15 protein-coding genes and 3 pseudogenes are annotated in these 13892 nt (G+C 68.1%); 12 read left to right on the top strand and 6 right to left on the bottom strand.

The genetic code is table 11. The features are described 5' to 3' along the window. The first annotated feature begins 6 nt into the window (after positions 1 to 6). The 4 genes and pseudogenes from OG870_RS04430 (at position 7) to OG870_RS04415 (ending at position 2789) form a co-directional block, all read left to right on the top strand. Positions 7 to 945 (top strand): MerR family transcriptional regulator, encoded by a 939-nt coding sequence (locus OG870_RS04430; RefSeq protein ID WP_266524025.1) that lies wholly within the window; start codon positions 7 to 9, stop codon positions 943 to 945. Positions 946 to 977: 32 nt separating this feature from the next. Continuing rightward, positions 978 to 1109, top strand: a pseudogene (locus OG870_RS04425) (IS982 family transposase); the annotation flags it as partial. Between the two features lie 611 nt (positions 1110 to 1720). Then, on the top strand, positions 1721 to 1864 hold the full coding sequence (locus tag OG870_RS04420) for a hypothetical protein (protein ID WP_266524027.1): 144 nt from the start codon (positions 1721 to 1723) through the stop codon (positions 1862 to 1864). A gap of 460 nt (positions 1865 to 2324) precedes the next feature. Continuing rightward, positions 2325 to 2789, top strand: a complete 465-nt coding sequence (locus OG870_RS04415; protein ID WP_266845629.1) for an alpha/beta hydrolase — start codon at positions 2325 to 2327, stop codon at positions 2787 to 2789. A gap of 117 nt (positions 2790 to 2906) precedes the next feature. On the opposite strand, the gene OG870_RS04410 is transcribed toward OG870_RS04415, so the two are convergent. Both OG870_RS04410 and OG870_RS04405 read right to left on the bottom strand, forming a co-directional pair. Continuing rightward, complete coding sequence (locus OG870_RS04410; protein ID WP_266524032.1) at positions 2907 to 3416, bottom strand: polyketide cyclase; 510 nt, start codon at positions 3414 to 3416, stop codon at positions 2907 to 2909. 62 nt (positions 3417 to 3478) lie between these two features. Continuing rightward, the gene (locus OG870_RS04405) at positions 3479 to 3685 is read right to left on the bottom strand and encodes a hypothetical protein (RefSeq protein WP_266525918.1); all 207 of its coding nucleotides are present in this window, start codon (positions 3683 to 3685) and stop codon (positions 3479 to 3481) included. Here OG870_RS04405 and OG870_RS04400 point away from each other — a divergent pair. Next, a pseudogene (locus OG870_RS04400) lies at positions 3584 to 3805 on the top strand (IS701 family transposase); the annotation flags it as partial. The gene OG870_RS04405 and the pseudogene OG870_RS04400 sit on opposite strands and share 102 nt — an antisense overlap. A 101-nt stretch (positions 3806 to 3906) precedes the next feature. On the opposite strand, the gene OG870_RS04395 reads toward OG870_RS04400, so the two are convergent. After that, on the bottom strand, positions 3907 to 4851 hold the full coding sequence (locus tag OG870_RS04395; RefSeq protein WP_266525737.1) for a transposase: 945 nt from the start codon (positions 4849 to 4851) through the stop codon (positions 3907 to 3909). Positions 4852 to 5327: 476 nt separating this feature from the next. Between OG870_RS04395 and OG870_RS04390 the strand changes: the two are divergent. From OG870_RS04390 to OG870_RS48055, 5 genes and pseudogenes are all read left to right on the top strand, one after another. Continuing rightward, positions 5328 to 7015, top strand: a pseudogene (locus OG870_RS04390) (ISAzo13 family transposase). A 209-nt stretch (positions 7016 to 7224) separates the two neighbouring features. After that, positions 7225 to 7698, top strand: a complete 474-nt coding sequence (locus OG870_RS04385) for a hypothetical protein (RefSeq protein ID WP_266524034.1) — start codon at positions 7225 to 7227, stop codon at positions 7696 to 7698. 272 nt (positions 7699 to 7970) lie between these two features. After that, a complete protein-coding gene (locus tag OG870_RS04380) occupies positions 7971 to 8672 on the top strand; it encodes a recombinase family protein (RefSeq protein ID WP_327690630.1) in 702 nt (233 codons plus the stop codon). A 33-nt stretch (positions 8673 to 8705) separates the two neighbouring features. Next, a complete protein-coding gene (locus OG870_RS04375) occupies positions 8706 to 9824 on the top strand; it encodes a recombinase zinc beta ribbon domain-containing protein (protein WP_266845624.1) in 1119 nt (372 codons plus the stop codon). A gap of 39 nt (positions 9825 to 9863) precedes the next feature. Beyond that, the gene (locus tag OG870_RS48055; RefSeq protein ID WP_353963642.1) at positions 9864 to 10211 is read left to right on the top strand and encodes a transposase; all 348 of its coding nucleotides are present in this window, start codon (positions 9864 to 9866) and stop codon (positions 10209 to 10211) included. Positions 10212 to 10436: 225 nt separating this feature from the next. Here the strand turns inward: OG870_RS48055 and OG870_RS04370 are convergent, their stop codons facing one another. Further along, positions 10437 to 11225 (bottom strand): uracil-DNA glycosylase, encoded by a 789-nt coding sequence (locus tag OG870_RS04370; RefSeq protein ID WP_266845622.1) that lies wholly within the window; start codon positions 11223 to 11225, stop codon positions 10437 to 10439. A 182-nt stretch (positions 11226 to 11407) separates the two neighbouring features. Between OG870_RS04370 and OG870_RS04365 the strand changes: the two genes are divergently transcribed. Then, the gene (locus tag OG870_RS04365; protein ID WP_266524043.1) at positions 11408 to 11767 is read left to right on the top strand and encodes a DUF488 domain-containing protein; all 360 of its coding nucleotides are present in this window, start codon (positions 11408 to 11410) and stop codon (positions 11765 to 11767) included. A 542-nt stretch (positions 11768 to 12309) separates the two neighbouring features. Here OG870_RS04365 and OG870_RS04360 read toward each other — a convergent pair. Both OG870_RS04360 and OG870_RS04355 read right to left on the bottom strand, forming a co-directional pair. Continuing rightward, positions 12310 to 12756, bottom strand: a complete 447-nt coding sequence (locus tag OG870_RS04360) for a hypothetical protein (protein ID WP_405626243.1) — start codon at positions 12754 to 12756, stop codon at positions 12310 to 12312. After that, on the bottom strand, positions 12749 to 13480 hold the full coding sequence (locus tag OG870_RS04355; RefSeq protein WP_266845620.1) for a DUF2249 domain-containing protein: 732 nt from the start codon (positions 13478 to 13480) through the stop codon (positions 12749 to 12751). The genes OG870_RS04360 and OG870_RS04355 overlap by 8 nt, the downstream gene beginning before the upstream one ends. A gap of 83 nt (positions 13481 to 13563) precedes the next feature. Here OG870_RS04355 and fdxA point away from each other — a divergent pair, with 83 nt between their 5' ends. After that, the gene (gene fdxA, locus OG870_RS04350) at positions 13564 to 13890 is read left to right on the top strand and encodes a ferredoxin (protein WP_266524047.1); all 327 of its coding nucleotides are present in this window, start codon (positions 13564 to 13566) and stop codon (positions 13888 to 13890) included. The last annotated feature ends 2 nt before the right edge of the window (positions 13891 to 13892 follow it).

Raw genomic sequence — 13892 nt, 5'->3', positions numbered from 1 at the left:
GGGGACATGGACGTTACGACCCTCTACTCGATCGGGGAGCTTTCCCGGCGGACCGGCTTGTCTGTGAGGACCATCCGGTTCTACTCCGATTCGGGGGTGGTAGCGCCGACCACCCGTAGTCCCGCCGGTTATCGGCTCTACGACCTCGACGCACTGCTTCGTCTGGAACTCCTCCGCACACTGCGCGAGCTGGGCATGGACCTGGCCACGATTCAACGGGTACTGGACCGCGAGCTCTCGGTGGCGGAAGTCGCCGCGGCGCACGCCGACGCCATGGACGTCCAGATCCGGGTGCTGCAATTGCGTCGGAGCGTTCTGCGAGTCGTGGCCAGACGCGGGTCCAGTCCCGAGGAGACCAAGCTCATGCACAGGCTCACGCAGTTGTCCGGCGAGGAACGCCGACGTTTGATCGACGATTTCATAGATGGCACCTTCGGTACAGTGGATGCCGACCCGGCCGCGGTGGCCATGGTTCGCGCTGCCACTCCCGACCTCCCCGATGATCCGTCCAGCGAGCAGGTCGCCGCGTGGGTGGAACTCGCCGAACTGGTCGGCGACGAGGACTTCCGGGCCCGGATGCGCCGGACGGCCAGGTGCCAGGCCGCCGGGCGCCCGCTCGACATCGAGAGCGATGCCGGCGAGGAACTGATGGAGTTCACCCGTCAGAAGGTGGCCGAAGCCATGGAGTCGGGCATCGACCCGCTCAGCGACAGGGGCGCAACCATCATCGACGACCTCGTGGACCGCTTCGCCGAGGTGCTCGCGCGCACCCCTGACACGGAATTCCGGCACTGGATGGCCCAGCAGTTCAATGAGGCACACGATCCCCAGGTGGACCGATACTGGCGGCTGGTGTGGATCGTCAACGGCTGGCAGGTCGTACCGAACCTGATCCCGGTGTACCCCTGGCTCATCCAGGCCCTGCGAAATGACCGTGCCGCATAGTCACCGCAGTGGGCACCGCCCCGGATTCCTGACACGGCGACAAGAGCCCGGAAGGGGTGTCAGCCCGGGTCTTGTGCCGGATCCTCGCACTCACAGCGGCGATCTGGCACAACGACCAAACTGGACAGCCCATCAAGCGATCACTCACTGCCTACGATCACTGACTGCAACGACCACCCCTTGGACTCATTCATCTAGATAACCAACGACCAGGACGACGCCCGAGCACTGATCGCAGTGTCCGCGGCGAGCAACCGGTCCAAGTCGGACCAGGATCCGAGTACGTGGCTGCCGCCGTACCAGCCGTACCGCTGCCAGTACGTCACCGACTGGGTCGCCGACAAGACCCGCTACCAGCTGTCCGTCGACCCCGTCGAGGAAGCCGCGCTCTCAGAGGCCCTCAGCCGCTGCCCGAACGAGCCGATCACGGTCACCTCGCCCGGTAACCGCGCACCCGGTCGAGGCAGGACCGCGGCAGCGAAAGGCCCCGGCAGGACGGGGGAGACCTGCCGGGGCCGTATCGCGGTGACGTGCAAAGGGCGGTTGCCTCTCGGCGGAAGGCTCCATGGGGCTTCAGCCGGACGATCGTCTCCATGGGCTGTGGGTGAGGCCCGGGGACGCTGTCCCCTTCGCGGTCACATACTGATGAACCATCAATCATCCTTGTATTTTCCCCTGTTGGGGCCGCGCGCCGTGTGAACCAGGACACCTCGCGGTCGCCCGGCGCCCGGCTGGTGCCGGCCGGGCGGATGCCGTCCTACAGCAGGGTGGTGAGGTGGCGCAGTTCCTGCACGAGGGGTGGGCGGGGGAGTGGGACGGTGCCGATCTCGGGGTGGTGGGAGCGGGTGATGTGCGGGTGGACCTGGCCGATGAGTTCCGGGGCGAGCAGGGGGCATCCGCGCGGTCACCGCACATGTAGGTGGGTTCAAAGTGGTGGCGCAGCAGCTGGCCGCGCCAGTAGTCGGCGTCGTAGTACTCGCCGCTCCCCGCCCCTGGCACCAGAGGCACCATCGTGCACTCGAACCCCAAGGAGGTTACGGTCAGTATCGGTCCGATAGCAGTTAGTTCATGCATCGACCACCGTGAGCGCTCGGCCATCTCCCCCCGGAGACAGGGCGGTTGAGCCTCGTGGGGACGGCCGGTCGGCCCCACGAGCTCCGGGGTTGACGTGGCCGTGTCGCTCACCGGGTCGGGTTCGTTCTGTTCGTGACACGACGTGTGCATGTGTCGGAGGCCCGAGTCCGTTTGTCTGCCCGGCGGCGGACCGGGCCGCGCCCCTCCGGTGGGGCAACCGGTGAAGGCGGCCTCGGACGTCATAGGCATGAACCCCGAGGCCGCCGCGGCCCGCGTTACGCGACCGGCGAGCCAACGGTTGGCACGTGCGGGTGCCAGCCCGCACCGAGATCATCCCGCAGGTTGCGGAGCGCTATACCATCGCCCAGTCGCCCGAAAGGTGGGGCATCTGCGGCGGGAGCAGCGGCGGCAACTGGGCCTTTACCGCCGCGTGGCTGCGTCCGGACAAGTTCCGCCGCGTCATCGGATACCTGTCCAGCTTCGCGCAGATGCCGGACGGCAACCCCTACCCAGACCTCATCTCCCGCGTCCCCCGCAAGCCGCTGCGCATCTTCATGCAAGGCGGCCACCGCGACCTGCACTGGAATGAGCCACAGTGGAACTGGCTCGCCGAAAACCTGCGCGTGGCAGCCGCTCTCGCTGAAGCGGGCTACGACTTCCGCCTTGTCCTGGGAGACGGCGGACACAGCCCCAACCACGGCGGCGTCCTGCTGCCGGACGCTCTGCGCTGGCTGTGGCGGCCCAACGAGGGCTGTGTGGCGGCTGGCTGATGTACTTCCACCAGGGCACTTTGGCCAGTTGCGCCATGGAACACCGCACTTTCGGCCGTGGCGATGCCGCGGCGCCCGGTCGCAGGACTGCAGGAGGCCTAGGAGACCAGGTACCGGTCAGACGCGCTGCTCGACCGTCCGCGCGAGGATTCCCAGAGTGGCCCGCAGGGACAACTCCTGGAGGAGGGGGAAGATCCCGGCAGCCCGGTACTGCTCGTGGATGCGGCTCCAGTCGTAGTACGTGGTCACCTCGGTGGTGCCGTTCTCCGTGGGGCGGAGGCGGTAGCCGAAGTGGTGGTTGACGGCGGGCTGGAGCATGGGGGACGTCGGGGTCCACTCGATGAGCGTGTCCTGCTCGAACCGGGTGATCTCCACGGTGACGTCGTAGCGGCCCAGCGGCAGGTCGTTCATCGCCTCGCGGTCCATGTGCACGACGAACGAGTCCCCGGCCGCCCGCACGGGCTCGCCGTCGGCGGCCTGGAGCATGCCGGAAGCGTCGATCGCCACATGCCCGTCGGGATCGCACAGCAGGCCGAATATCCGGGTGGCGGGCGCCGCTATGAACCGGGTGACCTCGAACCGCTCCACCGTCTCGTCCTGCGCCTTCTCCTGCTGCTCCGCTGCCATGAGTGACTCCCTCTCGTAGCCCGCCATCGGCCCTGCTGGGCGCTGCTGGGCTCCGCGGAATCCTAGCCTCCGGCCCGGTTGTACCTGGCGGCGACCAGCGCGATGTCGTCCTCCGGGTCGTCGGGGGCGACTTGGTCGAGGACCTGGTCGAGGAGATCCTCAGGCGCCGGGCAGCCAAGATCCGCTGGCGCATCGAGCATGACTACCGGGAACTCAAGCACGGCCTCGGCCTGGACCACTTCGAGGGCCGTTCCTGGACCGGTTGGCATCACCACGTCACCCTGGTCACCGCCGCCCACGCCTTCCTCACCGAACAGCGCCTGGCCCCAAAAGCCGATACAGCGGACTCACCCTCTACCAGATCCTCGACGCCATCCAGGACCTGCTGAACTGCTGGACCGGCACCTGCACCACCTGCCGCCGCCCCCTGCCTAACGAGCTCGTGCATGGTTGGCGGTGGCGCGTCGCGGAGTTCGGCTTCGCTTGGTGTTCACACGTGGCAATCGGTCGCCAGGGTGGCGGTTTGCTGGTGGGAGAGCAGTCCGGCGACGGCTTGGATGATGTAGGTCATGTGCTCGCGGCGGCCGTGGTGCCTGGCGAGGACCCGCCAGTTCTTGAGGTGGGCGATGCCGTGCTCGACGCGGATACGGCGGGAGGAGTGGGCCTTGCGTTGGCGTTCATGCATTTCCTCGTACCAGTCCGGGGCGTTCTTCTTGAACTTGCGGTGCGGTGGTGTGACCACGCGTCCGCCCGTCTGGGCTCCCAGTCCCTGGTAGCCGGCGTCGGCCAGGATCTCCACGAAGGGCTCGTCTGTAAGCAGCTTGACCAGGCCTAACTGCCGGGCATGGGTGATGTCGGCACAGCTGGCTGGCTCGGCCGGGCTGCAGAAAAGCAGCCTGCCGTCGGCGTCTGTGACGACCATGGACTTGACGGCGTTCTGCTTGTTCTTACCGGAGATGAACTTCTCCCGGTCCTTGCGCCCGGCGGCCGGGCGGCGGACTCGGATTTCGGTGCCGTCCATGATCCCGCTCTGCCCGCTCGCAGCGAGATGGTCGACGACTTCGGCGAGCGTGCGCAGCCGAACGTCTGGGGCGACGGTGCAGCCGCGCATCGCCAACAGCGGCCGTACTTCACCGATTGCGCGCGTGATGGTGGAGCGGTCGACACCGAACCAGCAGGCCAGCACATCGTGGGTGGCGCCATGACGAAGATGGACGAGGGTGGCCAACAGCCGATCGACGAAGACCAGTTTGTGTTTTGCCCCGGCGCCCACGGCTCGGCTACGGGGACGCGACGCGAGACCAGCTTGGTGCCGCTCGTGCCACAACGGACCGATCTCAGCGACGAATTCGGCGATCACTCCGGGCGTTAGCCCCGTGATCCGCTGGCTTTGCATGATCGCTGCACGTGCCCGGTTCCCCACCACGCAGACCATGATCAACGATCTCGGTCCTCGACGCGCCACCGCCAACCATGCACGAGCTCGTAAGGGAGCTCACAAGGTCAGCGCCGGAGCTCGCGGAGCCGCCGACGCCCTCCCGGACTGGAGCGGCGCGGCTTCTCAGTCCATACGGAAGACGGTGGGACGGGTCTCGCGAGCGGGACTCTCCTCTCAGCGGGTGGTGGCGCGCCACAAGAAGCGCGGACACGACGTTGCATCACTGGCCGACCTTCGCCGCCTCGACCTCCAGCAGATCGACGCTGTACGTGGACGAGCAGCGAGCTGGTACTACCCGGCCGGCGCAGCACTCTCGGGAGCGGGCGTGGGACTGGTGATCTCCGGAGGACAGCTCGTCATCGCCGCCTCCGCTGGCGCCGCGGCAGCGCCTTCGGGAGGTGCGATCGTCGGTGCTTTTAGGGCGTGCAGATCTTTAACTCGTGGCTTTCTGGTCGGTGGTTCGTTGGTCTGACATGAGCGGGTTGGAAGAGCAACGGGCGATGCTGGCAGCCAAGTTCGGGGCGATTCTGCCGCACCTGGACGAGCGGCAGCGCCGCCTGGTGATAGGGGCGGAGGCCCAGTCCCTCGGCCACGGCGGGATCAGAGCGGTCGCCCGTGCCGCCGGTGTCCGTGAGGGCACTGTGTCTGCCGGAGTGCGGGAACTCGGCTCAAGAGAGGCCCCGTTGGGACGCATCCGCCGGCCCGGCGGTGGCCGCAAACGCGTCGCCGACCTGAACCCAGCTGTCCGGGAGGCTCTCCTTGCATTGGTCGAGCCCGGCGTCCGCGGGGATCCCATGTCGCCGCTGCGCTGGACCACCAAGTCCACCCGCAAGCTCGCCGAACAGCTGACCCGGCAGGGCCACCGGATCTGTGCGGATACGGTGGGCGACCTCGCGAGGAGGGCTTCAGTCTGCAGAGCAACGCCAAGACCCTCGAAGGCAAGCAGCACCCCGACCGGGACGCACAGTTCCACTACCTCAACGAGCCGGCCCGCGACCACCAGGACTGCGAGGCACCAGTGATCAGTGTGGACACGAAGAAGAAGGAGCTGGTCGGCCCGTTCAAGAACAACGGCCGTGAATGGGAGCCGAGAGGCGAGCCGGTGCGGGTCGACACCCACGACTTCCCCGATCGCGAGCTGGGCAGAGCGGTGCCCTACGGCATCTACGATGTCGCCGCGAACACCGGCTGGGTCAACGTGGGCACCGACCACGACACCGCCGCGTTCGCCGTCGAGTCGATCCGCCGCTGGTGGAACGGAGCCGGCCGGGCCACCTATCCGACGGCCGAACGACTGCTGATCACCGCCGACGCGGGCGGCTCCAACGGGTATCGCACCCGCACCTGGAAGACCGAACTCGCCCAGTTCGCCGCTGAGTCCGGCCTGACCATCACCGTCTGCCACCTGCCTCCCGGCACGTCGAAGTGGAACCGGATCGAGCACCGGCTGTTCTCCCACATCACCATGAACTGGCGAGGCAGGCCCCTGACCAGCCACGAAGTCATTATCGAGAGCATCGCGGCCACCACCACCAAGACCGGCCTGACGGTGCACGCCGAACTCGACACCAACCCGTACCCCACCGGCATCCAGGTCAGCGACGGCGAGATCGCCACCCTCCCGATCACCCGGCACCGCTTCCACGGCGACTGGAACTACACCCTCCACCCCCAGCACCCGCCGGACCCGTCAGCGACCAACACCACGTCAAACCAGGCCCCGACGGACGGACCGGATCGCCTTACCCAGCAGTCGCTGCAGGACCCTGAACTGACTGGGATGACCCGCCAACAGCTCACCGACCTCATCGACGCACTGACTCCCGCGCTGCAGGTTCAACACGAGCGAGTGCTCCACACCCGCCGTGGTCACGAGCGCATGGTCGCCCCTGGCGCGGGCGCCAAAGCCAAGCTGACCTCAGCCGACCAAATCCTGGCCACCGTGCTCCACCTGCGCAAACTCGCCACCATGGACCTCCTCGGCCAACTCTTCGGCGTCACCGCCATGACCATCAGCCGCGCGAAACAGGAGGTCAGCCCACTCCTGGAAGCACACGGCCACCACATCAACACCTCAACAGCCCGCCTCCGCACACCAGCAGACGTCACGACCTTCCTCGCTTCCAACCCCACCCAAACCAAGGTCAAAAAGACGAGTTAAAGATCTGCACGCCCTTTAACGGACTGGAACCCGAAGACTCCGGCTTCCACCACAGCCTCCTGTCCGACTTTCACCACCGGCTCGCCGAAGGCGACCTAGCCGACCGGCTGCTGGGCCTCGCGCTCACGCGGATCCGGCGGGCCGTCCTGCTCAAGGGGCGCGGCAAGCAGCGCACCGACTCCACCTACGTCCCGTCCGCCGCGCGGAAGTTGACCCGACTGGAGCTGGTGTCCGAGGCGGTGCGCGCCGTCCTGGAGGATGTGGCCCGAGACACGCCGGAACTGCTGGATGAGCTGGTCACCGCCGAGCGGGCCGAACGTTACGGGCGGCAGGTGCGCCTGTGCTCCCATCCCAGCTACCCCGTCGCCAGGCTCGAGCAGGTGGGCGCCGACGCCCGCGAACTGCTTCAGCGACTTGACGCACGCTTCCCCGCCGGCGCCGTTCCGGCGCAGGCCCAGGTACTCCGAACACTCCTGGTGCAGCGCTTCCCTGCGGACGGGCGCGGACAGTTCCGGCCGCGCACCAAGCGCGACGGCCAGCCGCCCTCCCGGGTGCAAATCGCGTCGCCGTACGAGACCGAGGCCCGCTGGACGCGGCGCCGCGATACCCGCTGGACCGACTACCTCGCGCAGACTCCTACAACGCAAAAGGTAACTTCGAGTTTCAGGTCACCGCGGGTGTGACCGCGGACCTCAGGACTCGATCACTCCGGGGCGCAGACGGGTGAGGATCCCGGCGATACGGTCGAAGCGCAGGCGGTGGTCGCGACGATGTCCACCCGATTCCGGCCGTGTGCGGTGAGTCCACCGTCGGCCTGGAGTGTTGATGGACCACCCCGAGGTCACGGTCGAGTTCGTCTTCGACCGGCTGGGCGCGGTGGAGCTCGCCGCCGCCTACCAGGTTCTCGTCCCCGTCTGGGGACGAGCCGTTCGCCCCGGCCCCCAAGGTGATGGCCATGATCCATGCAGCGCTTTACGCCCGTGTGTCCTCGACCCGGCAGAAACAGCACGAGACGATCGACAGCCAGGTCGCCTGCCTGCATGAACACGCTCAGGAGCAGGGGTGGGAGATCCCTGCGGAGTGGGTCTTCACGGACGACGGATGGTCGGGGTCGGCTCTGGTGCGTCCGGCCCTGGAGCGGCTGCGGGACCTGAGCACCCAACGGCTCGTGGAGCGGGTGGTCTGTCTGTCGCCGGACCGTCTGGCCCGCAACTATGCCCACCAGGTGCTGCTGATCGAGGAGTTCACCAAGAACGGCACCGACCTGGTGTTCATCCACAATCCGGTGGCCACCACCGCGGAAGAGTCCCTGATGGTGCAGTTCCAGGGCATGATCGCCGAGTACGAGCGGGCCCAGATATCCGAGCGCACCCGGCGCGGCAAGCTGCACCGGGCGAGGAACGGCGAGACCAGCCTCCTGGGCCGGGCACCGTACGGTTACCGCTACCTCTCCCGCGCGGAGCACCGGACAGCCGCCTACGCGGTTGTCGAGGCCGAGGCCCGGGTGGTGGCACGGATCTTTCACCGGTACGCGGCCGGAGGGATCTCGATGCAGGCGCTTGCCCGCGAGCTGTCGAAGGACCAGATCCCCTCGCCGCAGGGCAACCCGCAGTGGGATGCCGGCACCTTGGGGCGGATGCTCCGTAATCCTGCCTAAGTGGGGCGAGCGTGCTTTGGGAAGAGCCGGACCGTGCCGGACGCGCCCCGCCCCAACCGGACCTCACGGCTGGCCGGACGGGGCATCTCTCCGCAGGCCGGGGTCACCGCGACGCCGCGCGAGGAGTGGATCGAGGTCCCGGGTCCCGCACTGGTCAGCGAGGAGCTCTTCATCCTGGTGGAGCGCCGGCTGGCGGAGAACGCGAAGTTTTCCCCGCGCAACACCAAGGTGCCCGTGCTCCTGCAGGGGCTGCTGATCTGCGACGTGTGCGGGTACGCCTACAGCCGGACCTCGCAGGGGCCCGGCCCGAAGAAGTACCGCTACTACCGTTGTCCGGGCACCAACGGCTGGGAACTCCCCGGGGCCATCAAGATCTGCACCAGCCGCCCGCTACGGGCCGATGACCTGGAGGAACTCGTCTGGCAGCACGTACTTACCCTGCTGTCGGACCCGGAACTGGTCCGCGCCGAACTGGAACGCCGCCTGGCGCGCATGCGCGACGCCGCCCCGTTCCAGGCCCGCAAGGAGCGTCTGCACCAGGAGATCGCAGTGCTCGACGCGGCGATCGCCCGGCTGGTCGGGGCCTACCAGGAAGAGCTGGTCACCCTGGACGAGCTCCGCGAGCGGGTGCCCCGGCTCCGATCTCAACGGCAGATCCTGCACAACCACCTGAAGTCTCTGGCCGCTCAGCTTGTCGACCAGCAGGCATACCTCAAACTCGCCGAGAACCTCGAAGGGTTCTTGGACCGGCTACGCGAAAGCGCGCGGACCGCCTCGGTCCTCGAGCGTCAACGCATCCTGCGCGCAGTGGTCAAGGAAGTCCGCGTCGGCCCCGACCGGATCACGATCAGGCACTCGATCCCGTCCACGACGTCCGACCCGACCCCCGGTTACCTGTTGCAACGCGGTCGTCCACGTGACCGAGACCTGCGACGACAAGCAAATCAACGTCATCACCGACGTGGCCACCGTCGTCTCCAGCGCGGACAGCCAGGCGCTGCCCGGCATCCATGCCCGCCTCAGGAGGCTTCGCCTGCTGCCCGGGTAGCACCTGTTCGACGGCGGCTACATCTACGTCGCCGGCACGGACGCCGCCGCCCGCCTCCACCGCGTCACCTGGTCGGGCCGCTTCCCTCCAGCACCTCGCCGTAGCACCGGGCCGAGGATGGCTTCGGCCGGGAGAACAGCCGCGTGTACCCCGGGCCCGTTACGCAGCCCGTACTTCCCGCCCCGCCGCCTGCACGAACTCGAGGCCAAGAATCGCGCCGATCAGCAGGACGCAGACTCTACGGGCTGCGCTCCGGGGCCGAAGGCACCATCGAGGAGTTCACGCACGGTCATCGAGGACGCCGGTGCCGCTACCGCGGCCTGGCCAAGACGCACGTCCAGCACGTCCTGACCGCGCTCGCGATCAACGTCGAGCGGCTGAGCCGCCAAGAGCCCGTCAGCCACTCCTACCGGGCCCGCCCTCCCACGGCGTTCCAGCAGTACCTCGACGCACGCAGCCTGCCCCCCCTGTGGTGGCGGCAAGGCAAGTGACCCCGGATCGCAAGATTCCCGACAGAGTCGCCCAATGATGGCCGACCCCGCCGCGAACGGCACGTCGCCGGGACGGACCACCGCTTACGGCGACGCAGCCTGCCGATGACCATTGTGGGCCGACGCCCGCGCGTGGGGTCAAAAGCGGCAGCGAAGGAACAGAGACGGATCCCGCCTTTGACACACGTCGTCGTTCCCGCCGGGGGAGAGCTGGTCAACGACAGGTCACCCAGGAGGATCGCCGACCGGCAGGTCGGCAAGGTCGGCACCGCGGTGCAGGACGTCGCGGAGCATGGCGGGGGTCAGGGTGCGGGTGGACATGTTGCGCTGGCTCGGGTGGTAGCCGCCGATCAGGTGCAACACCCGTCCACTTCGGGCGTCGACGAGTTGCGCGTGTGCGCCGTGCCCGAAGGCTGGGCGTGGGCGGGGAACCTGCCAGCCGGTGGCGGTGAGTACCGGGAGCAGTGCCTGCCAGGCGAAGCCGCCGAGTACCACGATTGCGCGCAGGGTCGGGCGCAGGAGTTCGAGCTCCTGGGCGAGCCATGGCCGGCAGGTGTCGCGCTCTGTGGTGGTGGGGCGGTTGTCGGGCGGTGCGCAGTGCACCGGCACTGTGATCCGCACGCCGTACAGTTTCATCCCGTCGTCGCGGTGTGTGGCAACTGGCTGGGAGGCCAGGCCGAGGTCGTGCAGGGCGGCGTAAAGGGCATCGCCGGACGGGTCGCCGGTGAAGATGCGTCCGGTGCGGTTGCCGCCGTGTGCGGCTGGAGCCAGTCCGATGATTGCCAGCGGTGCGTCCGGCGGGCCGAAGCCTGGCACGGGCCTGGCCCAGTAATCCCAGTCCCGGAAGGACCTGCGCTTGACGCGGGCGACCTCCTCCCTCCAGGCCACCAACCGCGGGCAGGCCCGACAGGTGCTCACCGTCTTGTCCAGTTCGCGCACGGAATCCAGTCGGGGAGCTGTCGCCAAGGGGAAGTGGCGGGCCTGCGGCGTCGGGCGGTTGCCGTGCGTGCTCATGCTCCTCCTCACACCGTCTGTCGAATGGGTCGCGGTGACAGCCCGGCTGGCTCGCCTCAGGATCCCCGGCAAGGGCAACCCCCGATAAAATGAGTGAGTCAGAAACATCCCTTGCACGGGGCAGGTACCGGCCCGCTCACGGTTGCGGGCCGGACTGGCTGATCGATCTGGAAGGTGCCGTCATGGCCGAGCAGATCACCTACCGCCGAGTTTACGAAGAGACCTCGCCCAATGACGGCAAGCGGGTCCTTGTCGACCGTGTCTGGCCACGAGGCATGCGCAAGGACGACGCACACTTGAACGAGTGGCTGCGCGACGTCGCCCCTTCGACCGACCTGCGTCGCTGGTACGGCCATGAGCCCAGCCGCTTCGCTGAGTTCCGCCGCCGCTACCTGTCGGAGTTGAAGGATGACGGACACCGGCAGGCCGCCGAGCATCTGCGTGACCTTGCCGCCCACGACAAGCTCACGCTCCTCACCGCCACCAAGGACGTGGATCACAGTCAGGCGGCCGTACTCGCGGAATGGCTGACCGATATCTGACCGGTACAGCAAGCCTCTGACGACGCCGGAACCTTGCAAGGTCGGCTCGTAGGGGCCCGGCTGATCGGCGAGGTGGGGCCTCCACAGGCATCATCGGAGCGGGCGAAGGCGGGACATTCCGGCGCTCGGGCCGCGTTGACCATGGACTGTAGTGGGCCGAGCTCTACCAACCGCCTACTGGTCCGGACGCTGCGGGCCCTCTCGGGCGACCTCGACGAGAAAATCGATGCTTGGCCCCACCCCCATGACGCAGGCACCGTGGCCACCCTCACTCAGCACATTAAGGCGGTCCTGCGACCCATCTGACCGTGGAACAGGCCATTCTCCTGCCTACGCTCGGGGCCGTGCCTGGCGCCGAGCTCTCCACCCTCGCCTCGCGCTGGCAGCCCGGCCCGGCCGGCCCGACCGCGACCGCCTCGACTGCCATCGACACGACCGGGACTGCTTAGCTGAGGCCGACCGAGTAGGTGTATACCGCTCCACTGCTGCGGACTGCGCACCTCGAGTTGCCGGACGGGGCACCGGTGGAGATGCGCCGGCGATCAGATGTCCGTTGCGGGGCGGGACCGGATCTGCATGCCGGGGCGTCGGCGGTGAACGGTGAGGTAGGACAGGCCATCCGCACTTGCGGTGATGCGGCGGGTCGAGCCGTGGGGAAGCCAGAACAGCGCGCCCCCTGTGAGGGGTTCGGTCCGGTCGCTGGTGCCGAGGATGCCGTGCCCGGCGACGACGAGCAGGAGTACGTCGAGGTCGGGCTCGGCGTGGGTCTCGACGCTCTGGTGAGCTGGCAGGTGCACGAGGTTGGCGTCGAGTTGGCGGCCGGACTCGGTGAGCTTCCACACGGCACCCGCCGTCGCCGGATCGGCCCCGCCGAGGGCATGGACGTCACACAGCAGCCGCGGCGTCGGCGCGGAGGCGGACCCCGGCGAGGGCACGGCAACATCCGCGTCGATCGCCCCGGGGATGCCGGGAGGTGGGGTGTCAGGCACCGACGGCCGCCATTCCGATCCGCACACGCCAGATCTCCGGGCCGGATTCGATGTAGTCCCAGGTGTGGGTGCCCGGGTGGGTGGCCTCGAACTCCCGGCGCAGGGGCTTGGGGTCGTGGTTGTTGACCAGGACGAAGCTCTCGCCGGGGTCCAGGCGGCCGTAGCGCGCGAAGATCCGCGGGTGCCGTTGGCCGTGCGGGATCTCACGGACGTCGAGGACCGGCGGATGGTCGAGTTCGCCGCCCGCGAGCAGGGTCAGCATGTCCGTGACGAGGGCGGGCAGATTGGCGCCGGGCAGGGCTGCCAGCGCGGGCAGCAGGACCGTCTCCTCGGTCGCCAGATGGACGTCCAGGACCGCCTCGATCACCTGGGCGATCGCCATCCCGGTGGCGGTGTGGTCGGTGGCGGCGAGCGCGTCGATGTGCGCATCGAGGGCTGCGGTCGTGGTGCGCAGGGCGCGGGCCAGCAGGCGTGTCTCGGCCGCACCGGAGGCGGCCGCGAAGAGCGTCTGGTCGGCGGCGGCCAGATGATGGCGCAGCTCACCGGTGCAGAAATCCACCAGGGCCGCGTGCACGACGCTCTGTGAGCCGGCGACCGGTTCGGCTTCACCGAAGGCGGCGAGCCCCATCCGCAGCCGTTGGTGCACGGCACGGATCGCTACCTGGGCCCGGACGGCCGGGTCGGTTTCTGTCGCCTCTATATAGATCTCGGATGACGATGCCACGGCGCGATGCTCCTCTCAGCCCCCGCTCACGATTATTACATGTACTATTTGGAGAAACCTCTCGGTGGCTTCAGGAGCGCATCGTGACCTACGTGATCGCCGAGCCTTGCGTCGACGTGAAAGACAAGGCGTGCGTCGAGGAGTGCCCCGTCGACTGCATCTACGAGGGGCAGCGTTCTCTGTACATTCATCCGGACGAATGCGTGGACTGTGGGGCCTGCGAGCCGGTCTGCCCGGTCGAGGCGATCTTCTACGAGGAGGACGTCCCGCCGGAGTGGCAGGTCTACACCCGGGCAAATATCGAGTTCTTCGACGCCCTTGGCTCACCCGGCGGCGCCGCCAAGCTCGGGCTTATCGAGCGTGACCACCCGCTCATCGCCGCACTGCCGCCGCAGATCGGGAAAGGCTGATC

Source organism: Streptomyces sp. NBC_00461 (assembly GCF_036013935.1).
Classification (GTDB): Bacteria; Actinomycetota; Actinomycetes; order Streptomycetales; family Streptomycetaceae; genus Streptomyces.
This window is presented reverse-complemented; position numbering and strand designations above follow the sequence as displayed.